The sequence below is a fragment of the Nocardiopsis coralli genome, from assembly GCF_014892575.1.
Lineage (GTDB): Bacteria > Actinomycetota > Actinomycetes > Streptosporangiales > Streptosporangiaceae > Nocardiopsis > Nocardiopsis coralli.
Map to the genome: position 1 here is coordinate 26789 of NZ_JADBGI010000015.1, position 23922 is coordinate 50710.

General features: G+C 71.3%; 24 protein-coding genes. 10 read left to right on the plus strand and 14 right to left on the minus strand.

Going from position 1 to position 23922, the window contains the following annotated elements:
* Positions 1-169: 169 nt before the first annotated feature.
* The gene (locus IDM40_RS17315; RefSeq protein ID WP_193123054.1) at positions 170-1201 is read right to left on the minus strand and encodes a hypothetical protein; all 1032 of its coding nucleotides are present in this window, start codon (positions 1199-1201) and stop codon (positions 170-172) included.
* 416 nt (positions 1202-1617) lie between these two features.
* Here IDM40_RS17315 and fdhA point away from each other — a divergent pair, with 416 nt between their 5' ends.
* The 3 genes from fdhA (at position 1618) to IDM40_RS17330 (ending at position 4783) form a co-directional block, all read left to right on the plus strand.
* Positions 1618-2838 (plus strand): formaldehyde dehydrogenase, glutathione-independent, encoded by a 1221-nt coding sequence (gene fdhA / locus IDM40_RS17320; protein WP_193123055.1) that lies wholly within the window; start codon positions 1618-1620, stop codon positions 2836-2838.
* A 208-nt stretch (positions 2839-3046) separates the two neighbouring features.
* The gene (locus IDM40_RS17325; RefSeq protein WP_193123056.1) at positions 3047-4204 is read left to right on the plus strand and encodes a glycerol dehydrogenase; all 1158 of its coding nucleotides are present in this window, start codon (positions 3047-3049) and stop codon (positions 4202-4204) included.
* Between the two features lie 135 nt (positions 4205-4339).
* A complete protein-coding gene (locus IDM40_RS17330; RefSeq protein WP_193123057.1) occupies positions 4340-4783 on the plus strand; it encodes a protein-tyrosine phosphatase family protein in 444 nt (147 codons plus the stop codon).
* Positions 4784-4815: 32 nt separating this feature from the next.
* On the opposite strand, the gene IDM40_RS17335 is transcribed toward IDM40_RS17330, so the two are convergent.
* From IDM40_RS17335 to IDM40_RS17345, 3 genes are read right to left on the minus strand one after another with little or no spacing between them, the layout of a single operon-like run.
* A complete protein-coding gene (locus tag IDM40_RS17335) occupies positions 4816-5685 on the minus strand; it encodes a carbohydrate ABC transporter permease (protein ID WP_193123058.1) in 870 nt (289 codons plus the stop codon).
* The gene (locus IDM40_RS17340) at positions 5682-6662 is read right to left on the minus strand and encodes a carbohydrate ABC transporter permease (protein ID WP_216630952.1); all 981 of its coding nucleotides are present in this window, start codon (positions 6660-6662) and stop codon (positions 5682-5684) included. The genes IDM40_RS17335 and IDM40_RS17340 overlap by 4 nt, the downstream gene beginning before the upstream one ends.
* The gene (locus tag IDM40_RS17345; protein WP_193123059.1) at positions 6659-7921 is read right to left on the minus strand and encodes an ABC transporter substrate-binding protein; all 1263 of its coding nucleotides are present in this window, start codon (positions 7919-7921) and stop codon (positions 6659-6661) included. Before IDM40_RS17345 ends, IDM40_RS17340 begins: the two co-directional genes overlap by 4 nt.
* Positions 7922-8177: 256 nt before the next feature.
* Between IDM40_RS17345 and IDM40_RS17350 the strand changes: the two genes are divergently transcribed.
* Positions 8178-8570 carry a VOC family protein gene (locus IDM40_RS17350; protein ID WP_193123060.1) on the plus strand — a complete coding sequence of 131 codons (393 nt, stop codon included), beginning with the start codon at positions 8178-8180 and terminating at the stop codon, positions 8568-8570.
* Positions 8571-8615: 45 nt separating this feature from the next.
* Here the strand turns inward: IDM40_RS17350 and IDM40_RS17355 are convergent, their stop codons facing one another.
* Complete coding sequence (locus IDM40_RS17355) at positions 8616-10328, minus strand: AMP-binding protein (RefSeq protein ID WP_193123061.1); 1713 nt, start codon at positions 10326-10328, stop codon at positions 8616-8618.
* Between the two features lie 79 nt (positions 10329-10407).
* Entirely contained in the window at positions 10408-11028 is a 621-nt protein-coding gene (locus tag IDM40_RS17360; RefSeq protein WP_193123062.1) for a LysE/ArgO family amino acid transporter, read from the minus strand.
* A gap of 78 nt (positions 11029-11106) precedes the next feature.
* On the opposite strand from IDM40_RS17360, the gene IDM40_RS17365 reads away from it, so the two are divergent.
* From IDM40_RS17365 to IDM40_RS17375, 3 genes are all read left to right on the plus strand, one after another.
* Positions 11107-12003: a LysR family transcriptional regulator ArgP gene (locus tag IDM40_RS17365; protein ID WP_193123063.1), complete on the plus strand. Its 897-nt coding sequence runs from the start codon at positions 11107-11109 to the stop codon at positions 12001-12003.
* A gap of 119 nt (positions 12004-12122) precedes the next feature.
* Complete coding sequence (locus IDM40_RS17370) at positions 12123-12470, plus strand: DUF3817 domain-containing protein (RefSeq protein ID WP_193123064.1); 348 nt, start codon at positions 12123-12125, stop codon at positions 12468-12470.
* A 303-nt stretch (positions 12471-12773) separates the two neighbouring features.
* The gene (locus IDM40_RS17375) at positions 12774-13586 is read left to right on the plus strand and encodes a peptidoglycan recognition protein family protein (protein WP_193123065.1); all 813 of its coding nucleotides are present in this window, start codon (positions 12774-12776) and stop codon (positions 13584-13586) included.
* Between the two features lie 94 nt (positions 13587-13680).
* On the opposite strand, the gene IDM40_RS17380 is transcribed toward IDM40_RS17375, so the two are convergent.
* The 4 genes from IDM40_RS17380 to IDM40_RS17395 form a co-directional block, all read right to left on the minus strand.
* Positions 13681-15330: an AMP-binding protein gene (locus IDM40_RS17380; RefSeq protein WP_193123066.1), complete on the minus strand. Its 1650-nt coding sequence runs from the start codon at positions 15328-15330 to the stop codon at positions 13681-13683.
* Positions 15331-15344: 14 nt separating this feature from the next.
* Positions 15345-16091 (minus strand): SDR family NAD(P)-dependent oxidoreductase, encoded by a 747-nt coding sequence (locus IDM40_RS17385; RefSeq protein WP_193123067.1) that lies wholly within the window; start codon positions 16089-16091, stop codon positions 15345-15347.
* A 73-nt stretch (positions 16092-16164) separates the two neighbouring features.
* Entirely contained in the window at positions 16165-17313 is a 1149-nt protein-coding gene (locus IDM40_RS17390; RefSeq protein WP_193123068.1) for an acyl-CoA dehydrogenase family protein, read from the minus strand.
* A gap of 13 nt (positions 17314-17326) precedes the next feature.
* Positions 17327-18115 (minus strand): enoyl-CoA hydratase-related protein, encoded by a 789-nt coding sequence (locus tag IDM40_RS17395; protein WP_193123069.1) that lies wholly within the window; start codon positions 18113-18115, stop codon positions 17327-17329.
* 135 nt (positions 18116-18250) lie between these two features.
* Here IDM40_RS17395 and IDM40_RS17400 point away from each other — a divergent pair, with 135 nt between their 5' ends.
* Complete coding sequence (locus IDM40_RS17400; protein ID WP_193123070.1) at positions 18251-18904, plus strand: TetR/AcrR family transcriptional regulator; 654 nt, start codon at positions 18251-18253, stop codon at positions 18902-18904.
* An 85-nt stretch (positions 18905-18989) separates the two neighbouring features.
* On the opposite strand, the gene IDM40_RS17405 is transcribed toward IDM40_RS17400, so the two are convergent.
* The 3 genes from IDM40_RS17405 to IDM40_RS17415 all read right to left on the minus strand — a co-directional run bounded on the left by IDM40_RS17405 (position 18990) and on the right by IDM40_RS17415 (position 21579).
* The gene (locus IDM40_RS17405; RefSeq protein ID WP_193123071.1) at positions 18990-20483 is read right to left on the minus strand and encodes an aminopeptidase P family protein; all 1494 of its coding nucleotides are present in this window, start codon (positions 20481-20483) and stop codon (positions 18990-18992) included.
* 168 nt (positions 20484-20651) lie between these two features.
* The gene (locus IDM40_RS17410; protein ID WP_193123072.1) at positions 20652-21191 is read right to left on the minus strand and encodes a GNAT family N-acetyltransferase; all 540 of its coding nucleotides are present in this window, start codon (positions 21189-21191) and stop codon (positions 20652-20654) included.
* A gap of 130 nt (positions 21192-21321) precedes the next feature.
* A complete protein-coding gene (locus IDM40_RS17415; RefSeq protein WP_193123073.1) occupies positions 21322-21579 on the minus strand; it encodes a DUF3099 domain-containing protein in 258 nt (85 codons plus the stop codon).
* A gap of 171 nt (positions 21580-21750) precedes the next feature.
* Here IDM40_RS17415 and IDM40_RS17420 point away from each other — a divergent pair, with 171 nt between their 5' ends.
* Positions 21751-22635 carry an aldo/keto reductase gene (locus tag IDM40_RS17420; protein WP_193123074.1) on the plus strand — a complete coding sequence of 295 codons (885 nt, stop codon included), beginning with the start codon at positions 21751-21753 and terminating at the stop codon, positions 22633-22635.
* A 24-nt stretch (positions 22636-22659) separates the two neighbouring features.
* Here the strand turns inward: IDM40_RS17420 and IDM40_RS17425 are convergent, their stop codons facing one another.
* Positions 22660-23109 carry an Lrp/AsnC family transcriptional regulator gene (locus IDM40_RS17425; RefSeq protein WP_193123075.1) on the minus strand — a complete coding sequence of 150 codons (450 nt, stop codon included), beginning with the start codon at positions 23107-23109 and terminating at the stop codon, positions 22660-22662.
* A 136-nt stretch (positions 23110-23245) separates the two neighbouring features.
* Between IDM40_RS17425 and IDM40_RS17430 the strand changes: the two genes are divergently transcribed.
* On the plus strand, positions 23246-23860 hold the full coding sequence (locus tag IDM40_RS17430; protein ID WP_235997703.1) for a LysE family translocator: 615 nt from the start codon (positions 23246-23248) through the stop codon (positions 23858-23860).
* Positions 23861-23922 lie beyond the last annotated feature (62 nt).

A 23922-nucleotide genomic window follows, 5' to 3' on the forward strand; every position in this document is an offset into this window, starting at 1 on the left:
AACTGGCCCACCTGGTCCGGGTGATCGACAGCGTGCTGGAGGGTTTCGGGAAGGAACTGCGGTGACCACGCCCCGGGCCCGGCCGACCGGCCTGGGCCGCGGTCGGCTGTGCGTGGTCGTCGACCGTCCTGCCCCGGTCGACCATGTTCTGCCGGGCCGCGACCGACGGTCACGGGTGGTAGTTCCGCCACACGGGGCAGCGCAGGAGACACGATGCCTCGGCGACGTTCGCTTCCGGGTCGGTGGGCCTCGCCCCCTCGATCGACCCGGCCAGGTCGACGAGGTCGACCGCCGGTGCGGCCGTCCGGAGGCGCACGTATCGCCCGTCGGAGGTTTCGATCCGCGCCTCTGTCCACCCCGAAGGCCACCGGTCGTTGTCGTCGGCCATGAGGCGGTCGGGGGTCGCCCCCTCCATCTCGACCACGAGCACCCCGTCCCGGACCTCGCAGTGCAATACGCGGAGCATCTCCCACGGCCCAGGGGTGCAGTGCTCGGGGTCGGGCACGTCGGCGGCCAGGTACTCGCCGTGTTCGTCCTCCTCCGTGAGGGGGCCGGGCGTGGAGCCGAGCAGCACCGTGCGGCCGAGAGGGTCGCGGTAGACGAGTTCGGGGAAGACCGACCGGTCGTATGCGTGGGTGAGAGTCCATCCGGGTGCGTCGAGGACGGCGACGGCATCGTAGGACATCAAGGCGGTGGTCGCATCGAGCTGTTCCTCCTGCGCCTGCGGGTAGCGCATCGCCCCGTCGACGAGGAGAAGCATCGCGGCCATGGCGGCCCAGGAGGTCGGCAGCCTGAGTCGGCCGATGGGGTTGTGTGCCCCGATCGTCAGCGCGGCGAAGACCAAGGGGACCGGGAGCACGAAGAGGAGGAACGTCACCCAGCCGGGGAACCGTTCGATGTTCTCCAGGGCGATGGCGGTGCCGAACACGGTCGCGCACGCGACGAGAGCGCTGTGCCAATAGGGGGCCGGGTCCTCGCGCACCTTCAGGGCCTTGCCCGACAACAGGACGGTCGCACCCGCCACGGGTAGGAGGAGAACCACGTGCTCGCGCATCGGTTCGATCCGGCCCGTGTGCATCGCCATGAGCCAGAGGAATATCCCGACCGACGCGGCCGGTGTGTGCGCGAGAGCCACGACGGCGGCGGAGGCGGTGGAGAGGCCGCGGGGCGCGTCGGCGGGGTCCCTGGAACCGGTGTGCATGGTGGGTCCACCTTTCCGGGTGGCCGGGTGTGCTCGTGCGGTCGGCCGTGTCCGGTCGGACGGCACCCGTGCGACGTGCCCCCGCAGGACCGCAGTTGTCGAGGTGGCCGAGACCGGCCACGGACTCAACGGGGAGCGGGGCGGTGACAACCCGCCGAGCCGGGGGTGTGGCCGGCCGGCCGCCGGCGGAACTCCGGCTCGTCACCTCGCCACGCGGGTTCCCCCGCCACAGAACGCACCCGACCCTGACAGGCGACCGGGAGCACCTGGAGCCAGGACACACCCGGGTGCACGGCACGGCCCGCCGGCCGGACACATCAGTCCCTTACGCCCCGGATTAACCACACCCGGGGCGGGAAATGGTGTGACCACCATCACCCCCCATGTCCCTCGGGGCAGGAAGGCGGGCAGCGCTCATGAGCGGCAACAGAGGCGTCATCTACCAAGGTCCCGGCGAGGTCGAGGTCACCGACATCGCCTACCCGGAGTTCGAGCTCAAGGACGGCCCCGGGGTCAACCCGGCCAACGTGGGACGCAAGGTCCCCCACGGCGCGATCGTCAAGGTCGTGGCCACCAACATCTGCGGCAGCGACCAGCACATGGTCCGCGGCCGCACCACCGCACCGGCCGGGCTGGTCCTGGGCCACGAGATCACCGGTGAGGTCGTCGAGGCCGGGCCCGGGGTGGAGTTCGTCAAGGAGGGCGACCTGGTCTCGGTGCCCTTCAACATCTCCTGCGGGCGCTGTCGCAACTGCAAGGCCCGCCGCACCGAGATCTGTCTCAACGTCAACCCCGACCGCCCCGGGTCCGCGTACGGGTACGTGGACATGGGCGGCTGGGTCGGCGGCCAGGCCCAGTACGTCCTGGTGCCCTACGCCGACTGGAACCTGCTGGTCTTCCCCGACCGCGCCCGGGCGATGGACAAGATCATGGACCTGACCATGCTCTCCGACATCTTCCCGACCGGTTACCACGGGTGTGTGAGCGCCGGGGTGGGTGTGGGTTCGACGGTCTACATCGCCGGCGCCGGCCCCGTGGGGCTGGCCGCGGCGGCCTCCGCCCAGTTGCTGGGTGCGGCGGTGGTGATCGTGGGCGACCTCAACGCCGAGCGCCTGGCACAGGCACGCGGTTTCGGCTGCGAGACCATCGACATCTCGCAGGGCAACCCCGCCGAGCTCATCGAACAGCTCCTGGGCACCCCGGCGGTCGACTGCGCGGTCGACGCGGTCGGGTTCGAGGCGCACGGCACGGGTTCGGACGCCGGACGCGAGGCCCCGGCGAGCGTGCTCAACACCGCCATGGACGTCACCAGGGCCGGCGGCGCCATCGGCATCCCGGGCCTGTACGTGACCGGCGACCCGGGCGCGGTCGACGACGCGGCCAAGGAGGGCTCGCTCTCCATCCGCTTCGGTCTGGGCTGGGCGAAGTCGCACGCGTTCTACACGGGCCAGTGCCCGGTGATGAAGTACCACCGGGAGCTCATGATGGCGATCCTGTACGAGAAGGTGCACATCGCCGACGCGGTGAACGCCGTGGCGATCCCGCTGGAGGACGCCGCGCGCGGTTACCAGGAGTTCGACCGCGGGGCGGCGAAGAAGTACGTGCTCGACCCCAACGGTTACCTCGGCACCGGCTGAGTCCGGGGCCTCCGCCACCAGGCCCGTCCGGTTCGCCCGGGCGGGCCTTCGCACACGCGCCGCCGCTCCGCCCCCGCGCCCCTCCCCCTGCTCCACCCCAGAGACCAAAAAACACACCAGTACCACCCAAACCGTGTTTAACGAGGTCACACGTGGCCAGCCCGGTAGGGGAAGGTTCTTGCCGCCGATCACTACGGGGGAAGTTGTCATGGCCGAGAACTCCAACAGCCCACACGTGAGTGTGTTCGCCTCGCCCGGCCGTTACGTGCAGGGGCGCGGCGCGCTGGGCCGCCTGGGACCGCTCGTGGTCGGGTTCGGCTCCAAACCCCTGGTGCTGGCCGACGGCGTGGTCCGCGACCTCACCGAACCGGTGCTCTCGGGCTCCTTCGAGGAGGCCGCGGTCCCGCTGGTCTTCGAGCGGTTCGGCGGTGTCCCGACCCGGGCCGAGGCCGACCGGGTCTCTTCGGTGATCGACGAGGGCGGACACGACGTGATCATCGGCCTGGGCGGCGGCGCGGCCATCGACACCGCCAAGGCCGCCGGCGACAACGCCGGTGTGCCGTGGGTGAGCGCGGCGACGGTGGCCTCGACCGACGCCCCGACCTCGGCGCTGTCGGTGGTCTACACCGAGTCCGGCGCGTTCGAGTCCTACCGCTTCTACGACCGCAACCCGGCCCTGGTGGTCGTGGACACCCAGTACGTGGCCGAGGCCCCGGCCCGCTTCCTGTCCGGCGGTGTGGGCGATGCGCTGGCGACCTGGATCGAGGCGCGGGCGGTGCGCCGTGCACACAGCCACAACATGGTCGGGGGCTTTCCGACCCACGCCGGTACTGCCCTGGCCGAGCTCTCCTGGGACCTGTTGTGGAGCTCCTCGCTCCCGGCGTTGGAGGCGGTACGCAGCGACCTGGTCACCCCGGACGTCGAGGCGATCGTGGAGGCGACCACCCTGCTGTCCGGTCTCGGGTTCGAGTCGGGCGGTCTGGCCGCGGCGCACGCGGTCCACGACGGGCTCACGGCGGTGGACCGGACCCACCACCTCACCCACGGGGAGAAGGTCAACATCGGTTCGCTCACCCAGATGCTGCTGGAGGGCGAGGAGGCCTCCGACATCGACGAGTTCGCGGAGTTCACCGCGCGGGTGGGCCTGCCCACGACCCTGACCGAGGCCGGACTGGGCGAGGCCGACGAGGCGGTCCTGGAGGAGGTCGTGCGCGCGGCCATGGACCCGTCGGAGACCATCCACAACCTCGCGTTCGAACCCACGCACCAGGATGTTCGCGACGCCCTGCGTGCCGTGGAGGGTGTGGGCCGTCGTGCCCGGTCCCGCGCGGGCCTGGGTGAGCCGACCCCGGAGGACTACACCTGAGGCGTTTCGTCCGCCGGTGAGTGCGTTCGACCGATGCGTTCCCGCACCAGTTGGGGCGGCCGGGGGAGAAGGAGTACCGTTCCACTCCCCCGGCTTCATCGAATCGACCGCCTCGCGAGAAGGGGACGCAATCGGATGAGCACGACCTGGGAACCCCGATCCCCGGGGGTCCTCCAACTGCCCTCGGGTCGTCTGTTCCGTGGACGGGGCCTGGCCAAGACCTTCCCTGAGGGTCCCCGGCCGGACTTCGCCCTGTACCTGCTGGGACACGAACCCCCCACCGTCACCTGGACCAACCGGTGGCTGCACTGGCCCGACTTCGGCCTGCCCACCGACCGCAAGGCCGCGGCCGAGGCCTTCTGGGAGGCCTGGGAACGCGCCGAGACCGAGCGGGTGGAGATCGCCTGCGAGGGCGGCCACGGCCGCACCGGCACCTCCCTGTCCTGCCTGGCCGTCCTCGACGGGATGCCGGCCCGTGAGGCGGTGTCCTTCGTCCGGTACAACTACGACCACAACGCCGTCGAGACACCCTGGCAGCAGCGTTACGTCACGCGCTTCGCCGACCAGGTGCGCGGTTGAGCACGCGGGCCCCGGGCCGTCGGGGCCCGCCCTCACCCCTTGAGCGCACCGGCCATGAGTCCGCGCATGAAGTACCGCCCCAGCACCAGGTAGATCACCAGCGTGGGCAGCGACGCCAGTACCGCGGCGGCCATCTGCTGGTTGTAGGGCACCACCATCGATCCGGCCACGTTGTTCAGCTGCACGGTGACCGGCCAGGTGTTGGGCCCGGTGAGGAAGACCGCGAACAGGAAGTCGTTCCACGCCGAGGTGAACTGCCAGATGAGGGTGACCGCGAAGACCGGCGCCGAGACCGGCAGGATCACCGACCGGTAGGTGCGCAGCAGCCCCGCCCCGTCCACGCGCGCCGCCTCGATGAGGGTGTGCGGGATCGACGCGTAGTAGTTGCGGAAGATCAGGGTGCAGATCGGGATCCCGTAGACGGTGTGCGCCAGGATCAGCGGGAACAGCCCGCCCATGAGCCCGGCCTCGACCATCGTCTGCTGGAGCGGGATCATCACCGCCTGGTAGGGGATGAACATCCCGAACAGGAACAGGGTGAAGACGGTGTCGGCCCCGGGAAAACGCCAGCGGGCCAGCACGAACCCGTTCATCGACCCCAGCACGGCCGACAGGATCGCGCTGGGCACGACCATCTGCACGCTGTTCCACAGCCCCGGCGCCAGGGCGTCCCACGCGGCCGCCCACCCCTCCAGGCTCCAGCTCTGCGGCAACAGCCAGGCGCGTGCGGCCGTGGCCTCGTCGAAGGGCTTGAACGCCGTGACCAGCAGGACGTACATCGGCAGCAGGAACAGGGCGGCCAGCACGAACAGAACGGTGAACTTGACCGCCTGCCCCACCGGTGTCGTGCCCGGGGCCCTGCTCACCGTGGCCGTGACACGTTCGGACGCGCTGCGGTTCACCGGCCCTCACTCCGTTCCTTGCGGATGGTCCACACCAGGTAGGGGATGACGAAGACCGCCACCGCGATGAGCAGGTAACTGGCGATGGTGGCGCCCTTGGCCGGGTCGCGGACCTCGAACACGGTCGTCCACATGTACACGGCGGGCACGTCGGCGACGATCTGTTGTCCGGCGATGGCGATGATGAGGTCGAAGACCTTGAGGGACATGTGGCCGAGGATGATGACGGCGCTGAGCGTGACCGGGCGCAGCTGCGGCATGACCACGTGCCGGTACACACCCCATTCGGAGCAGCCGTCGACGCGGGCGGCCTCGCGCAGTTCCTCGGGGACCCCGCGGAACCCGGCCAGGAACAGCGCCATGATGTAACCCGACAGCTGCCAGATCGCGGGCAGGGCCATGGCCGCCATGCCCATGTTCGGCGCGGTCCACCAGTCGTTGACCAGGAACTCCAGGTCGAACTGGACGAACAGGGCGTTGAGCCCGGTGGCACGTTCGGCGGGGGCGGGGTTCATGAGCCAGCGCCAGACCACACCGGTGGCGATGAAGGACACCGCCATGGGTGCCAGGAACAGGGTGCGGAAGGCCGCCTCGCCGCGGATCCCCTTGTCGAGCATGAGCCCCAGGAACCAGCCCAGGAGCAGGGCGCCTCCCACGAACACGACGGTGAAGACGACGGCGTTGCCGACGGCGGCCGGCCACCGCGACTCCTGCCAGAGTTCGACGAAGTTGGTCAGGCCGACGAAGGAGCCGTCCTGGACCGGGGCGTGCTGGTCACTCAGGGCCAGGCTCGTGTTCCAGCCGATCATGCCGTAGACGAAGACGCCGATCAGCAGGATCGACGGGGAGACCAAGAGCAGGCCGGGCAACCAGGTGCGGGACCGGACCCGCATGCGGTGCAGCCGGCCGGGGGTTCTCGGCCGGGGCCGCCGCTCGGTGGCGGTGTCGGCCCCGGCCTGCGCGCTGTCTCGGCTCATTCGGCTTGCGCGGCCTCGTGCAGGGACTCCTGGAGGGTGCCCAGGTCGCCGTCGCCGAGGTAGAGGCCGACCGCGGTGTCCACGTCGTTCTTCCACCGGTTGCCGACGGTGACACCGTGCCAGAACGACCCGGCCAGTTCGGGCTCGTCCTGCCACTCGGCGAGCGCCTCGGACAGGTAGGCGCTGTCCTCGTAGGCGGCCGGGTCGGTGTCGTCACGGGCGGGGATGGAACCCTTGACCGGGTTGAACAGGTCCTGGCCCTCGGCGCTGGAGACCAGTTCGAGCCAGGAGCGGGCGGCGTCCTCGTTGGGCGCGCCCTCGGGCAGGGTGAAGCTGTCGGAGAGCCACATGTAGGTGCCGTCGGTGCCCGGGGAGGGCGCCCAGTCGTAGTCCTCGCCGGCGGTGGCGCCCACCTCGTCGAAGTAACCGGCGGCCCAGTCACCCATCACGTTGAAGGCGGCCTCGCCCTCGGAGACACGGCGGGAGGCCTCCTGCCAGTCCTCGGCGGCCGATTCCTCCTGGGTGTACTCCATGATCTGCTCGAAGGACTCCAGAGCCTCGGTGACCTCGGGGGTGTCCCAGTCCGCGCCGGGTTCCCAGAGCTCGTTGTAGGCGTCGGTGCCCAGGGATCCGAGCAGGACCGATTCGAGCAGGTGGTCGACGGTCCACTGCGCACCCACGGCCATGGGGATGGCGTCGGTCTCCTGCTCGACCGTCTCCAGCGCGTCGATCAGTTCGTCGAGGGTCTCGGGGCTCTCCTCGATGCCCGCCTCCTCGAGCACGCCGGGGTTGGACCACAGGACGTTGGAGCGGTGCACGTTGACCGGGACCGAGTAGACGCTGCCCTCGTAGGTGATCTGTTCGGTGAGCTGGTCGGGCATGGCCTCCTGCAGGCCCTGTTCGTCGAAGAAGTCGTCGAGGGGCTGCAGGTAGCCGGCCTCGATGTAGTCCTGCAGCTCGGCGCCGGCGTGGCCCTGGAAGGAGTCGGGCGGGTCCTGGCTCTGCAGGCGGCCCTCGAGCACGGCCTGGGCGTTGGTGCCCGATCCCCCGGCGACGGCCGCGTTGACGAACTCGACGTCGGGGTGGTCCTCCTCGAAGCGTTCGATGAGGGCGTCGAGCCCGGCCTCCTCGCCGCCGCCGGTCCACCAGGAGAAGACCTCGACCTCGGTGCCGTCCCCTCCGCCGTCTCCGCCGCATCCTGAGGCGAGCAGGGCCGCGGCCAGGACCGCGGCCGACACCTGGGTATACCGTGCACGCATTGGGGGGTCCTCTCCAGACGCGGGCCGGGGCGACCGGGCGTGGATCCGGTCGTCGGACGATCCGCTGTCATGTGCTTCAGATCACGTTCATCCCGCTTCGCTCAACTTTGGAACTCACGCGTCACTGCGTCAACAGCCAGGACAATCCTTCACCGAGCCGTGACCATTCGGGGACCCGGTACCTGGGAGCGTTCCCAGATCGGAGGCGCCGGGGCGCTCTGGCCCCCGGGCGGGACCGGGCGGCAGGATCGGGGGCATGGATGTCCTGAGCAGCCGCGTACTGATCCGCCCCACCGACCCCGAGCGCAGCCGCGCCTTCTACCGCGACGTACTGGGCCTGGCCGTGCACCGCGAGTTCGGCCGCCCCGAGTCACCCGGAACCGTGTTCTTCCTGGGCAACGGGTTCCTGGAGGTCTCGGGCCACGCCGAGGACGCCGTGCCCGCCGGCATGGTGCTGTGGGTGCAGGTGCGCGATGTGCACGCCGAGTACGGCCGTGCGGTCGAGCGCGGCGCCGAGGGGCTGCGCGAGCCCCAGCAGGAGTTCTGGGGGCTGGTGGAGGGCTGGATCGCCGACCCGGACGGCGTGAAGATCGTGCTCGTGCAGATCCCCGAGGACCATCCGCTCCGCCGCGACCAGCGCACGTTCTGACCCCGCCCCGGCCCCGGGAGCGCCCCGGGGCCGGGCTGAGGGTTCTCAGGCGGTCCCGGTGCGCAACTCCGGGAACTGGTCCTCGCGCCACTCCCCGCCGGCGCCCGTGCCCTCGTCCTCGCGCGAGCGCAGTTCCACGCGGCGGATCTTGCCGGAGACGGTCTTGGGCAGCACCGCGAACTCCACGCGCCGCACCCGCTGCCACGGCGCCAGATGCTGCCGGGAGTGGGCGAAGACCGCGCGGGCGGTCTCGCGGGTGGGTTCGTGCCCAGGTGCGAGAGCGAGGTAGGCCTTGGGCACGCTCAGCCGCACCGGGTCGGGTGCGGGCACCACGGCGGCCTCGGCGACGGCGGGGTGTTCCAGGAGCACGCTCTCGACCTCGAACGGGCTCACCTTGTAATCGCTGGACTTGAAGACGTCGTCGGTGCGGCCCACGTAGGTGATCTGCCCGTCCGCGCCGAGGGTGGCCACGTCCCCGGTGTGGTAATAACCGTCCTGCTTCGCCTCGGCGTCGCGTTCGGGGTCGCCCTGGTAACCGGTCATGAGGGTCAGGGGCACCTGCGACAGGTCGAGGCAGATCTCGCCCTCCGCGTCCCCCTCCCCGGGTTCGACGGGACGGCCGGTGGCGGTGTCGACCAGCACCACAGGGACGCCGGGCAGGGGGCGGCCCATGGAACCGGGACGCACGTCCTGCCCGGGGGTGTTGGCCACGGTCGCGGTCATCTCCGTCTGGCCGTACCCGTCGCGGATCGTCAGCCCCCAGTGGCGCTCGACCTGCGCGATGACCTCCGGGTTGAGGGGTTCGCCGGCGCCGATCGCCTCGCGCAGGGTTCCGGGGCCGCCGGACAGGTCGGCGTTGATGAGCATGCGCCACACGGTGGGCGGGGCGCAGAAGGTGGTCACGCCCTCCGAGGCCAGGCGCCCGAGCAGAGCGTCGGCGTCGAAGCGGTCGTAGTTGTACAGGAACACGGTCGCCTCGGCCAGCCAGGGCGCGAAGAAGTTGGACCACGCGTGCTTGGCCCAGCCGGGCGAGGAGACGTTGAGATGCACGTCCCCCGGTCGCAGGCCGAGCCAGTACAGGGTGCTCAGGTGGCCCACGGGATAGGAGACGTGGGTGTGCTCGACGAGCTTGGGGCGGCTGGTGGTACCGGAGGTGAAGTAGAGCAGCAGGCGATCGTCGGAGGCGTTGCCGGGGTGGTCGGGGCGCACGTCCCCGAGGCCCTGGGCGTCGGCGGGGTCGAGCCATCCGGAGGCGCCGCCGACGGCGATCCGGGTCAGCTCTGCGCCGGTGTCGGCGAACTTGGCGGTGTCGGCGGCGTTGCACACCACGTGCCGGGCCCCGCTGCGTTCGATGCGGTCGACCAGGCCGGCGTGGTCCACCGCCGGGGTGGTGGGCACCAGGACCGCGCCGAGCTTGATCGCCGCGAGCATGGTGTCCCAGAGTTCGACCTGGTTGCCGAGCATGACGAGGACCGCGTCGCCGCGCCGCACGCCCTGGCGCGAGAGCCAGACGGCGAGGCGGTCGGAGCGCCGGGCCATCTCGTCGAAGGTGTGGGAGGCGCGGCTGCCGTCCGGTTCGACGATGACCAGAGCGGGCCGCTCGCTGCCGCGGGCCATGGGGTCGAACCAGTCGTGCGCCCAGTTGAAGCTCTCGCCCACGTCGGGCCAGGCGAAGCGTTCCAGGGCGGCGGCGTGGTCGGTGCGCAGGTCGAGGAGGAGGTCGCGCGCTGCGCGCAGGGAGTCGGTGGCGGGGCTCAAGCCGGTGTCTCCGTTCGCTGTGCGTGTCGGTGCCCGACACGGTAGGGCCTGGTGGCAGCCGGAGGGCACCCCTGCGGGGTCACGTTCCCAGGGCGAGTGTCACACCGAGGGTGAGCATCAGGGCGGCCACGAGCAGGTCGAGCACGCGCCAGGCGCCGGGCCGGGCGAACAGGGGGCGCAGCAGTCGGGCGGCTCCGCCGAGGGCGGCGAACCACACGAAGCTCCCGGTGACGGCCCCGATCGCCCACCACCAGCGCAGGTCGCCGTCCTGCTGGTTGGCCAGGGAGCCGAGCAGGACCACGGTGTCCAGGTACACGTGCGGGTTGAGCCAGGTGAGCACCAGCGCGGTGGCCACGGCGCCCCCGCGTGCGGGGCCGACCGGGGCGTCGGCGGCGGTGAGGGTTCCGGGGCGCAGGACCCTGCGCAGCGCCAGGAGGCCGTAGGCGAGGAGGAACCCCGCGCCGAGCAGGCGGATCGCCTCCATCAGGGAGGGCAGGGCCTGGACGAGGGCGCCGACGCCCAGAACCCCGGCGGTGATGAGCACGGCGTCGGAGAGCGCGCACACGGCCACGACGGGGAGCACGGTTCCGGGGCAGGCCTGGATCCCCACGCGCAGCACGTGGGCGTTCTGTGCGCCGATCGCGACGATGAGGGCGAGCCCGGTGCCCAGGCCGGTGAGCAGGGTGATCAGGGGTGTCATGTGCGGAACGTTAGGGCGCGTTCATCGCGGCTGTACAGTGAGGTTCATCTTTTTCAGGACTGTGAAGGGGAGCTTCACATGCCGTTCCGTTTCGAGCATCTGCACACCTTGGCGGCCCTGGTGGACGAGGGGTCCTTCGAGGGCGCGGCCCACCGGCTGCGGGTGAGTACCTCGGCGGTCTCCCAGCGGGTGCGGGCGATGGAGCGCTCGGCCGGCACGGTGCTGGTGCGGCGCACGACACCGGTGGGCACGACCGCGGCGGGCGACGTGGTGCTGCGGCACGCCCGCCAGGTGGTGATGCTGGACGAGGACACCGCGCGGGCGCTGCGGGCCGAGGGGCGCGAGCACGGGCGAGTGCGGGTGCCGTTGGCCGTCAACGCCGACAGTCTGGCCACGTGGTTCACCGAGGCGCTGGCTGCCGTCCCGGAGGAGGCGGGCGTGACCTTCGAGGTCCACCGGGAGGACGAGCAGCACACCGCGGAGCTGTTGCGCGCGGGCACGGTGATGGGTGCGGTGACCTCGCGTCCGGCGACGGTGCAAGGGTGTTCGACCGAGCCGTTGGGGGCGCTGCACTACCGGGCGGCCTGTAGTCCGGACTTCGCCCGCAAGCATCTGCAAGGCGGTCGCGAGCAGGCGCTGGTGCGGGCTCCGATGGTCAACTACGACCGCAGCGACGAGCTCCAGGACCGTTTCGTACGCGCTCTCACCGGGCGTGAGGCGGAGGGGCCGCGCCACTACGTTCCGGCCTCGGAGGACTTCGCGCGGGCGATCGTGTTCGGCCTGGGGTGGGGTGTGGTGCCCGAGCAGCAGTGTGCCGAGCACGTGGCCGCGGGCCGGTTGGTGGATCTGGCGCCGGAGCGGCCGGTGCGGGTGCGGTTGCACTGGCAGCGGTGGAACGTCTCCTCCCCGGCGCTGGACGCGGTCTCCGAGGCGGTGCTCGCGGTGGCCGCCGAGCACCTGCACTCGACGGGGTGAGGGTGCCCTCACCCGGACCCGGCGGGGTGTGCTGTGGCGGGTGCCGTAACCTGGGCCGGGGTCCCGGTCTGCACCGGGACCGACGTGTGTCCGGCCGACCGGAGAGCCCGAGGAAGAACGTGAACATCAAACCCCGTACGACGGCCCTGATCTTTCGTGTGGTCGCGGCTTTCGAGGCCTTCACCTGGGCCGGGCTCCTCATCGGCATGGGGGTGAAGTACCTCGGCAGCGGAAACGAGATCGGGGTGCAGATCTTCGGTCCGCTGCACGGCGGCGCTTTCATCGTCTACGTGATCGTGGCGCTGGCGGCGGCCCTGAAGTTCCGGTGGAGCCTGTGGGCGACGCTGGTGACGCTGGCGGCCTCGATCCCACCCCTGACGACGCTGCTGGCGGACTGGTGGCTGCACCGGACCGGGCGTCTGGTCCCGGTCTCGCAGCCAGAGCGTGAGGCCGAACCGGTGGCGTGAGCGTTAACGGTGCATTACATTCGGAACATCGAACCGAAAGGTTCGATGTTCCTTTTTTGTGTACGCACAGGATGACCCGAATCCACAATGGACGTTAATACAAAAAGAACTCCGGGCCATTGTGCAGAGACACGGGGAACAGGCCTTCCGTTTACTACAGAAAACCCTTGCACTCCAGAGGGGCACCGGGTTTACATTGTGGCCGGATTCGGCCCCTCATTCTTCTCCGCCACCCTTTGCCAAACGCGGACGGGGCATGTTCTTTTACTACTGGCACATCAACGCCGGCAGAAGGAAACCTCCATGCCAGACTCCCCCACCCCCGGACCCGACCGCAGAACCCTGTTGCGCGGCGCCGCCCTCACCTCGGGCGCGGTCGCGATCGGCGGAGCGTTCACCGTCGCCCCCGTACAGGCCTCCCCGGTCCGGATCGCCGAACCGTCGCTGTACACCCGCGCCGACTGGGACGCCCGGTCTCCGTCCAGCCCCGTGCAGATCCTGGCCGAGCCGCCGACCCAGATCGTGGTGCACCACACCGCCACCCCCAACAGCGACGACCTGTCCGAGGGCCATGCCCTGGCGCTGTCGAGGTCCATCCAGAACTTCCACATGGACGACAACGGGTGGATCGACACCGGCCAGCAGCTCACCATCAGCCGCGGCGGGCACATCATGGAGGGCCGCGACCGTGCGCTGCCGGCCATCCGCGAGGGCACACAGTGCGTGGGCACGCACGTGGCCAACCACAACAACACCACGATCGGCATCGAGAACGAGGGCACCTACACCGACGTCGAGCCCACCAGCGAGCTGATCGACGCCCTCGTGGAGACCCTGGCGTGGCTGTGCGAGGCCTACGGGCTCAACCCGCAGGACGCGATCGTGGGCCACCGCGACTTCAACGCCACCGAGTGCCCGGGCGAGGTCCTCTACGGGATGCTGCCCGACCTGCGCAGCGCCACCACGAGCGTGCTCGAGGCCAAGGGCGTGAGCATCCCGCCGCGCGGCGGGACCGACCCGGCCGACGCGCCCTCCTACCCGGCCGTGCCCGACGACGAGCCCGAACGCACCTTCTACCACGGTCCGGCGCGCGGCGCCGACGACATCTCCCGCTGACCGGCGCACGACCTCTCACCCCGCTCGAGGTCGAGCGCCCTGCCGGTGCCCGCCGTCGCCCCGACGGCGGGCACCGCTGTGTGCGGGGACCGGTTCAGTCCGCCGGGCCGGCCCCGCCCTTCTCCAGGTCCTGGCGCAGCCGGAACTTCTGGATCTTGCCGCTGGGTGTACGCGGAAGGGACTCGACCACTTCCACCCGTTCGGGCCAGTAGGGCTTGGCCACCCCCTGGTCGGCGAGGAAGGCCCGCAGGTCCTCGAGGGTGAGCCCGCGCGTGCCCTCCTGGAGCGTCACCACGGCGCAGGCGCGTTCCTGGAGCCGGGGGTCGGAGACCGCCACGACCGCGACCGTGTCGATGGCGGGGTGCTCGGACAGCACGTTCTCCACGTAGACCACGGGGATGTTCTCCCCGCCGCGGATGATGACGTCCTTGGTGCGCCCGCGGATGCCCACGTACCCGTCGGCATCCACCGAGGCCAGGTCGCCGGTGTCGAACCAGCCGTCCTCGTAGGAGGCCTCGGTCAGGTCGGGGCGTTCGGCGTACCCCGCGAACAGGAACGGGCCGCGCACCTGCAGCCGCCCCTCCTCCCCCGACGGCAACGGGGTCCCCGCGTCGTCGACCACCCGCACGCTCATACCGGGCCAGGGCCGCCCGTCGGTCTCGACGATCTTGTGCTCGGGGTCGTCGGGGCTGCCCAGGGTGACCAGGGCGTTCTCGGTCTGGCCCCATCCGCCCACGACCGCGGCCCCGGGCAGTTCGGTGCGGGCCCGGCGCAGCAGCACGCGCGGGATGGGCGCACCCATGCAGCAGAACGTGCGCAGGGACGACAGGTCGCGCCCGCCCAGATCCGGCAGGGACAGTACGTCCTGCAGGAACGGGGTGGCCGCCGAGGTCGAGGTGATGCGGTGGCGTTCCACGAGGTCGGCGAACCGGGCCGGGTCCCACACCTCCTGGTAGACGCCGGTCGCCCCCAGCATCAGGGCCAGGCGCACCCCGTAGAGCAACCCGGTCAGGTGCGCGAACGTGGAAGCCATGTGCAGCACGCTGTCGGGGCCGTGGCCGAGCCGGGCGGGCAGGGGCTCGAGCGCGGCCGCGAGCGTGTTGTGGGTGTGCATGACCCCCTTGGGCTCACCGGTGGTGCCGGAGGTGAAGATGAGCAGGGTGAGGTCGTCCGGTTCCGGGCGCAGGGCCGCCAGGGTTGCGGGGTCCCGCCCCCGGTCGGCGACCAGGTCCGACCAAGGTCGGGTGCCCTCGGGCGCGGGTTCGCCGGCATCGGGCACCACCACGACGTGTTCGAGGTCGGGCAGGTCGGGGCGCATGCGCTCGACCATGGCCACGTGGTCGAACCCGCGGAAGGTACGCGGCACGACGAGCACCTTGGAGCGCGCCAGCCGCAGCGCGAAGCCGACCTCGCGTTCGCGGTGGGCGGGGATCACGGGGTGGCTGACCGCGCCGATACGGGTGGCGGCCAGGTGCAGCACGATCCACTCGGTGCGGTTGGGCAGTTGGAAGGAGACCACGTCGCCGGGGCGCACCCCCAGGTCCAGGAGGGCGAAGGCGCAGAGGTCGACCTCCTCGCGCAGGCGGGCGTGGTCGGTGCTGCGGTGGCTGTCGACGACGGCGGTGCGGGCCGGGGTCCGGTCGGCGGCCAGGTCCAGGTCATCGGTGATCAGCCGGCCGGGCCAGTGGCCGGAAGCGGTGTGTGCCGCGATGCGCTCGGGGGTCAGGTGGGTCCTCAGGGTCATCACTGCCCCTTTCCTCAGCTCATCGTGAGTCCGCCGCTGACGCTGACGGTCTGGCCGGTGACGAAGGAGGCCTCCGGGGAGGCGAGGAAGGCGACCGCGTTGGCCAGGTCGGTGGGCTCACCCAGCCGGCGCAGGGGGATCGCCTTGGTCAGGGCGGTGCGCAGCTTGGGGTCCTCACCGCCGATGGAGGAGAACAGCTCGGTGTCGGTGGGCCCGGGGCTGACGCAGTTGACGGTGACACCGTGGCGGGCGACCTCGCGTGCGGCGGCCTTGGTGAAGGCGATGACCCCTCCCTTGGCCGCGGAGTAGACGGCCTCGCCCGAGGAGCCCACGCGTCCGGCGTCGGAGCCGATGTTGACCACCGCTCCCCTGCCGCGTCCGATCATGTGGGGCAGCACGGCGCGGCAGGTGTGCAGGACCCCGTAGAGGTTGATCTGCACGATGCGGTCCCAGTCGGCGGGGTCGGAGTCCACGAACGGGCCGGCGGTGTCCCAGCCGGCGTTGTTGACGAGCACGTCGATCCCGTCGAACTCCTCCTGCGCCCGGGCGAGCGCGGCGGAGACGGAGTCGGGGTCGGTGACGTCGGTGCCCAGGCCCAGGGCGCGCCCGCCCAGGTCCTGCGCGGCCTGCTTGGCCGCGCCCTCGTCGACGTCGGTGGCCACGACGTGGGCGCCCTCGGCGGCGAGTTTGCCGGCCACGGCGCGTCCGATGCCGCGTCCGGCGCCGGTCACGAACGCGACCTGGTCCTGCAGTCGTCCCATGGTGCTTGCCTCTCGGTTCGGGGGTCGGGATGGCCCCGGGAGATCGGGCCCGGGGTCGAAGGCGGGGTCGGGGTCAGGGGGCCAGCTCGCGGCCCAGACGCTGCCGGGCGATGACGAGCTTCATGATCTGGGCGGTACCGTCGCCGATCTGCAGCCCGAGGACGTCGCGCATGCGCTGCTCGAGGGGCCGTTCGGTGCGGTAGCCGTACTGGCCGTGCAGGAGCAGGCACTGCTGGGCGATCTCGTGGGCGACCACCGGGGCCCACCACTTGCACATGGCGGCCTCGGAGGTGTGGGGCTGCCCGGTGTCCTTGAGCCAGAGGGTGCGCAGGCACAGCAGTCGGGCGGCCGACAGGCGGGTCTCGGCCTCGGCCAGCGGGAAGGCCACGCCCTGGAACGTGCTCAGGGGCCGGTCGAAGGCGGTGCGCTCCCCGACGTACTCCCAGGTCTCCTCGAGGGAGCTGCGGGCCGCACCCAGGCACTGGAGCCCGATGAGGGCGCGGCTGAAGTCGAAACCCTGCAGGACGTGGGAGAACCCCTCGCCCTCGGGGCCCAACCGGTGGTCGGCGGGCACCCGCACACCGTCCAGATGCACGGCGCCCCGGCCCACCGCCTTTGTTCCCATGTCGGAGTAGGGTTCGCGGGTCACGCCGGGCAGGTCGAGCGGGACGAGGAAGGCGCTGATGTCGCGCCCCCGCCTCCGGTCGGGGCCGGTGCGGGCGATGAGTACGGCCGCCGAGGCCTGCCCGCAGAAGGACAGCGACTTCACCCCGTCGAGCACGTAGGTGTCGCCCTCGCGCCGTGCCGTGAGGTGGAGGTTGGCGGCATCGGAGCCGGCGTGGGGCTCGGTCAGGCCGATACCGATGAGGTCCTGGCCCGAGCACAGCCGCCGCACCCAGGTTCGGGCGAGTTCGGGCGGTGCGTGCTCGGCGAGGATCTGCCCGACGAGGGAGCCCACGACCTGCACGTAGGCGGCGGAGACGTCCCCGGCTGCGATCTCCTCGGTCACGAGCCCGGCGGTGATGCGGTCGGCCCCGTCTCCGCCCAGGTGCGCGGGCAGTTCGGGGGCGATGAGGCCGTGCGATCCCATCGCGCTCAGCAGTTCTGGTTCGACGCGTCCGGCGGCCTCGCGGTCGGCGGCCCCGGGTGCGACGTGGGTGCGGGCCAGGACCTTGGCCTTCTCGGCGGCCCCGGTCTGGGCGGGTGTGGGTGCGAAGTCCATGGTCTGCCCCGGCTCAGACGAACTGGGAGAAGTCGGGGGCGCGCTTCTCGGAGAAGGCGCGGGCGCCCTCCTTGCCCTCGTCGGAGGAGCCGAAGAGGTCCAGGGCCGACATGGACAGGCTGCTCAGGCCGGCCTGGTGGTCGGTGTCGGCGTTGAAGGACTGCTTGAGGAAGCGCAGCGCGGTGGGGCTCTTCTGCCCGATCTCCTCGGCCCACTGCCGGGCGGTGGCCATGAGGTCCTCGTCGGGCACGACGGCGTTGACCAGGCCCCAGCGCTCGGCGGTCTCGGCGTCGTAGAGGTGGCACAGGAACCACATCTGGCGGGCGCGCTTCTCGCCGACGACGCGGGCGAGGTAGGCGGTGCCGAAACCGGCGTCGAAGGATCCGACCTTGGGCCCGGCCTGGCCGAAGCGGGCGCTCGCGGCGGCGATGGACAGGTCGCACAGCACGTGCAGGACGTGGCCGCCGCCGACCGCGACCCCGTTGACGGCGGCGATGACGGGCTTGGGGATGTCGCGGATGATGCGGTGCAGGCGGCCGATCTCGAAGAGCCCGCTGTCGGTGGGGCCGTAGTCGCCGGTCTCGGCGCGCTGCTTGACGTCGCCGCCGGGGCAGAAGGCCTTCTTCCCGGCGCCGGTGAGGATGACCGCGCGCACCGTCGGATCGCCCCAGGCCCGGCGGAAGGAGGCGATGAGTTCGTCGACGGTGCGGCCCCGGAAGGCGTTGTGGCTGTCGGGGCGGTCGATGGTGATGACGGCGGTGGTGCCCTCGACGGAGTAGTCGACGTCCTGGAACGGTTCCATGTCCGGCCTCCCTGAATCTTGGCTCAGCAGAAGTGAATATTCGTTCACTTGTGATGAACCTAGATTCACATAACTCGGGTGTCAAGACCTCCGCCGCGTTGACAGTGCACGGGAGTGAACGTAACTTCACCTGACATGAACACCGGTTCACCGGCGGAGGCAGCGCGCTCGGCGCGGGCCGAACAGCGCCGCCACCAGCTCCTGACCGCCGCGGCCCGCCTCATGGAACGCGACGGTTTCCACGGGGTCTCGATGCAGGCCCTGGCCGAGGAGGCCTCGGTCAGCGTCGGCCTCATCTACCGCTACTTCGGCGGCAAGGACGAGGTCCTGCTCGCCGTCATCTGGCGCGTGCTCGACGCCTTCGCCTCCCAGGTGCCCGAGGCCATCGACAAGGCCGGCCCGGACCCGGTCGAACGCACCGCCGCCGCGTTCGCCGCCTACTGCACCATCATCGACGAGCACCGCCACGCCGCCGTGCTCACCTACCGCGAGAGCCGCACGCTCAGCACCGAGGGGCGCGCCCGGATCAAGAGCGCCGAGGTCGAGACCGGCCGCCCGCTGCGTGCGTGCCTGCGCGAGGCCATCGACGAGGGCCTGTTCAGGGACGTGGACGTGGAGCTGTGCTCCTACGACCTGCTGCTGCTCGCCCACGGGTGGGCGCTGAAGTACTGGTATTTCGAGCACAGCCACGACCTGCAGGACTACGTGCGCACCCAGACCGCGCTGATGTTCGGCGGCCTGTTGCGGCCCGAGCACCGCGGCGCCTACACCCACCTGCTCGCCGGCTGAGACCGCACACACGTGTGGGCCGCCTCCACGACGGGAGACGGCCCACACGGTGCAAGGGCCCGCGGCGCGGCCGCGGGAGGGTGGATCAGGCGCGCGGCAGGCGCTCGGCCAGCCAGGCCTCGACCTCGGCCGAGGAGCGCGGCAGCCCGGCCGACATGACCGTGCGGCCCTCCTCGGTGACCAGCACGTCGTCCTCGATGCGCACGCCGATGCCGCGCAGCTCCTCGGGGACGGTGAGGTCGTCGGGCTGGAAGTACAGGCCCGGCTCGACCGTCAGGACCATGCCGGGCTCCAGCTCGCCGTAGAGGTGGGCCTCCTGTCGGGCCACGGCGCAGTCGTGCACGTCCAGGCCGAGCATGTGGCCGGTGCCGTGCAGGGTGTAGCGGCGCTGCAGGCCCAGTTCCAGGATCCGTTCGACCGGGCCCTCCAGCAGCCCCCACTCGACCAGGCCCTCGGCGAGCACACGCTGGGCCGCCTTGTGGAAGTCGCCGAAGGGGCGCCCGGGTGCGACGGCGGCGATGCCGGCCTCCTGGGCCGCGTACACCAGGTCGTAGACCTTGCGCTGCAGGTCGGTGAAGGTACCCGAGACCGGCATGGTGCGGGTGACGTCGGCCGTGTAGAGGGTGGTGGTCTCCACGCCGGCGTCGAGCAGCAGCAGGTCGCCCTCGCGGACCGAGCCGTCGTTGCGGGTCCAGTGCAGGGTCGTGGCGTTGGCACCGGAGGCGGCGATGGTGCCGTAACCGACGTCGTTGCCCTCCACGCGGGCGCGCAGGAAGAACGTGCCCTCCACGAACCGCTCGGAGGTGTCCCGGGCCTGCGGCAGGGCTGCGGCCACGTCGCCGAAGCCGCGCACGGTGGCGTCGACGGCGCGCTGGAGCTGGGCGACCTCCCACTCGTCCTTGACCAGGCGGTGGTCGGCCAGGGCCACCCCGAGTTCGGTGTCCAGGCGGGCGGACTTGGCCTTGGCCTCGCTGTCGGTGTCGCCGCGGACCTCGTCGACGAGGGCGTCCACGTCGGCGTCGTGGCCGCGTACCACGCGCAGGGCCGTGGTTCCCGAGCGCAGGGCCTCGGGCAGGGTGCGCACGTCGGCGGTGGCCACGGCGAACAGGGCGGAGGCCTCCTGGAGGCTGTTGCGGCGGCCGGTCCACAGTTCGCCGTACTGACCGAGCCAGAACTCGCCGTTCTCGCGGTCCGAGCGCGGCTTCAGGTAGAGGACCGCGTCGTGCCCGCCGTCGGCGTTCGGGGTCAGCACCAGGCAGCCGCCGTCGGCGGTGTCACCGGTGAGGTAGGCGTAGTCGGTGGCCGCACGGAAGGGGTACTCGGTGTCGTTGGAGCGGGTGACGAGCTGTCCGGCCGGCACGACCAGGCGCTCCCCGGGGAAGGCGGCACCGAGGGCGGCGCGGCGGCGTGCGGTGTGCGGGGCCTGCTCGATGGGGTCCAGGTCGCGCAGTTCGGTGTCGGCCCACCCGGTGCTCATCCACGCGGCCAGCTCGTCGGAGACCGACTGGGACTGACCGTTCTTGCGGGGGGTGAACACGAAGGCGTCGGCTCGGTCTCCGGGGCGCTGCTGGTCGCTCACGTGGGCTCTCTCCTCGTGGGGTGTGCGGGCTCGTGCGGGGGCGGTGCCGCTGGTGGCGGCCGTGTCCCATCGTAGGCCCCGGGCCGCCGCAGGGGCCGTGCGCGGGACATACCACCGGCCATAACACCGGCCCGGCCCGCTTTGATCCCCGCTCCCCCGCGAGGGCGCTCAGAGCTCGGCGGCGAAGGGGATGGCCTTGGGGTATGGGAGGTCGTCGACCGTGGCGGGGTCGAGCCGGCTGTAACCGAGGCGGTCGTAGAGCCCGACGGCCTCGGGCTGCGAGGGGCCGGTGAACAGGACCACGCGTGTGTAGCCGAGGTCGCGGGCGGCCTGTTCGAGCGCTCCCATGACGGCGCGGGCCAGCCCCTTGCGGCGGTGGCGGTCCGAGGTCCAGATGCGCTTGAGCTCGGCGGTTCCCGGTTCCTGGGAACGGTCGGCGCGGTAGGGGCGCACGGCCCCTCCGGCCACGATCTCACCGTCGAGTTCGACCAGGACCATGCGCCCGTCGGGGGCGACGAACTCGGTGACGGGGTAGCGGGAGAGCTCGTACGCGGCGCCGTCGGCCCCGTAGCGCTGGGTGTACTCCTCCAGCAGCCCGGCCAGGAGCCCGTCCACACGCGGGTCGTCGTGCTCGACCGTCAGGATGCGCGGCGCGGACTCGGGTGCGGCAGTGCTGGGCCGGCCGGCGCCGGTACCGGTGGTGGTCACCTCGTCGTTGCTCCCTCGCTCGCCTCGGACACCGCCCCGGTGCCCGCGTGGTCCGCCGGGAATCCTATGCGCGGCCGTTGCGGTGCGCCACGCGCAGGCGGGGTCGGTCCGCTCACACGTGCGGCGCGGCTCAGCGGGGTGCAGGGCCCTCGGGATGGTCCTCGTCTCGGGGTTCGGCGTTGGGCCCGTAGACGGCGTCGTGGTCCCGGGGGTCGTCGGGGTCGGCGAGGTTGCCCAGGGTCATCGCCACGGGCGGCAGCACGGAGGCGACCACGCACATGGCCACCGCCCATCCGGTGCCGAAGAGGAAGTACACGGGCGCCGAGGCGGCGAAGAGCAGGACACACACGCCCATGACGAGGCTGTACTGGCGGACCCGGCGTTTCATGCGCGCACCTCCCGGTTCGCAGCGGTGCTCGGGTGCACCCCTTCCACGCTACCTCCGCCGGCCGGGACTGCCGGGGCCCCAGGTCCGGGCCCGCGGCCCGGAGGCGGCACCTGCGACACGGGTACTGCCAGTACCTGCCTCACACGGGGGCGCGGGGCCTAACGTGGCCCGATGGCGATCACACATTTCACGCTGAACAACGGGGTCGAGATCCCCGCCATCGGCTACGGCGTCTACCAGACACCGCCCGAGCAGACCGTCGACTCCGTCCGGAGCGCGCTCTCGACCGGTTACCGCCACATCGACACCGCGGCCGCCTACGGCAACGAGCGGGAGGTCGGCGAGGCGATCCGCGGCTCCGGCCTCGACCGTTCCGAGGTCTTCGTCGAGACCAAAGTCTGGATCAGCGACTACGGCTACGACGAGACCCTGCACGCCTTCGACAAGAGCGCCGGCAAACTCGGCATCGACCGGATCGACCTGTTCATCCTCCACCAGCCCCTGCCCGGCGAGTTCGACCGCACCATCGCCGCCTACAAGGCGTTGGAGAGGCTCCTGGCCGACGGCAAGGTGCGGGCCATCGGCGTCAGCAACTTCATGCCCGAGCACCTGGAGCACCTCATCGGGGCCACCGACGTCGTTCCCGCGGTGAACCAGATCGAGGTGCACCCCTACTTCCGACAGTCCGACCTGCTCTCGCTCGATACCGAACACGGCGTCCTCAACCAGGCCTGGTCGCCCATCGGCGGTATCACCTTCTACCGCGACGGCGCCACGGGCTCCACGCTCGAGGACCCGGTCGTCAACGGCATCGCCCGCGCGCACGGTAAGAGCCCCGCCCAGGTGATGCTGCGCTGGCACCTGCAACAGGACCGGCAGGTGATCCCCAAGTCGGTCACGCCCTCGCGCATCGCGGAGAACTTCGGCGTCTTCGACTTCGAGCTCACCGCCGAGGAGCTGGCCGCCATCGACGCCCTGGACACCGGGACCCGCGGCGGACCGGCCCCGGAGGCGCTCACGCGGGAGGACTTCGGGTTCCCCATCCCCGAGGCCTGAGCCCCGGTCCTGCCGTCGGCCGGTTCACAGGGGTGCGCGGTGCTCCACGACCGTCTTCATGATCAAGGTCGACCTCAGGCGCTGGACACCGGGGAGCTGGAGCAGGGTCTCGTCGTAGAGGGCCTGGAAGTGCTGCTTGGAGGCGGTGGCGACGTAGATCTGGTAGTCGGGGTCGCCGAACAGACGGTGCGCCTGGACGATGCCGGGGACCTCGGCGACCGCTTCCTCGAAGGCGACGACCGCCGCCCGGTCCCCGGCGTTCAGGGTCACGAACACCAGGGCCTCGAAGGGCACCCCGAGCAGGTCGAGGTCGAGGTCGGCCCGGTAGCCGCGGACCACCCCGCCGGCCTCCAGGTCGCGGAAACGGCGGTGGCAGGCGGACAGGCTCAACCCCACGCGTGAGGCCACGTCCGTCATCGTCGCCCGCCCGTCCTCCTGGAGGATCGAAAGAATATTCCGGTCGATGGCGTCCATGCGGAAGATGCTTGCACCATTGAAGGGAATCAGCAAGAGATCCCGAAACACATTTCGCGCCTTCTCCAATAATCTTGTTTCCGGACGAGATGAGCCGTGGTGGAACCGTGAGGGGTGGGCACGCGTGGAGGGGTCGTTGCTGGCTGCGTTCTGGGGTGTCTCGGCGCTCCTGGCCCTGACACCGGGGGCGGACTGGGCCTACGCCATCTCTTCGGCGGTGCGCCCCGGCGGGGCCCTTCCGGCGGTCGCGGGCATGCTCACCGGGCACCTGGCCGCGACCTTCGCCGTGGCCGCGGGGGTCGCTTCCCTCATCGCCGCCTCGGACACGGCGATGTCCGCGCTGACGCTGATCGGGGCGCTCTACCTGCTCTGGCTGGGCGCCACGTCCCTGCTGCGTTCCCCGGCGCAGGACACGAGCGAGCCCGCCGCACCCGCGGGCAGGGCGCGCACCTTCGCCAAGGGGGCGGGCGTCAGCATGCTCAACCCGAAGCTCCTGCTGCTGTTCCTGGCGCTCCTGCCCCAGTTCACCGACCCCGGCGGCGCGTGGGCGATGGGTGCCCAGATGGTCGCCCTGGGCCTGGTGCACGTGTTCACCTGCGCGGTGATCTATTCGGGCGTCGCCTTCGGGGTCGGCGCTGTGCTGACCGAACGGCCCCGAGCGGCACGCGCCGTCGGGCTGCTGTCCGGCCTGGTCATGATCGCGCTCGGCCTGGCCCTGGCCGGGGAGCAACTCCTGGCGTACGTGCGCTGACCAGGGGACGGCACCACCGTCCGCGGCCGGTGGCGCCCCCTGGCACCAGAACCCGGAGTGAC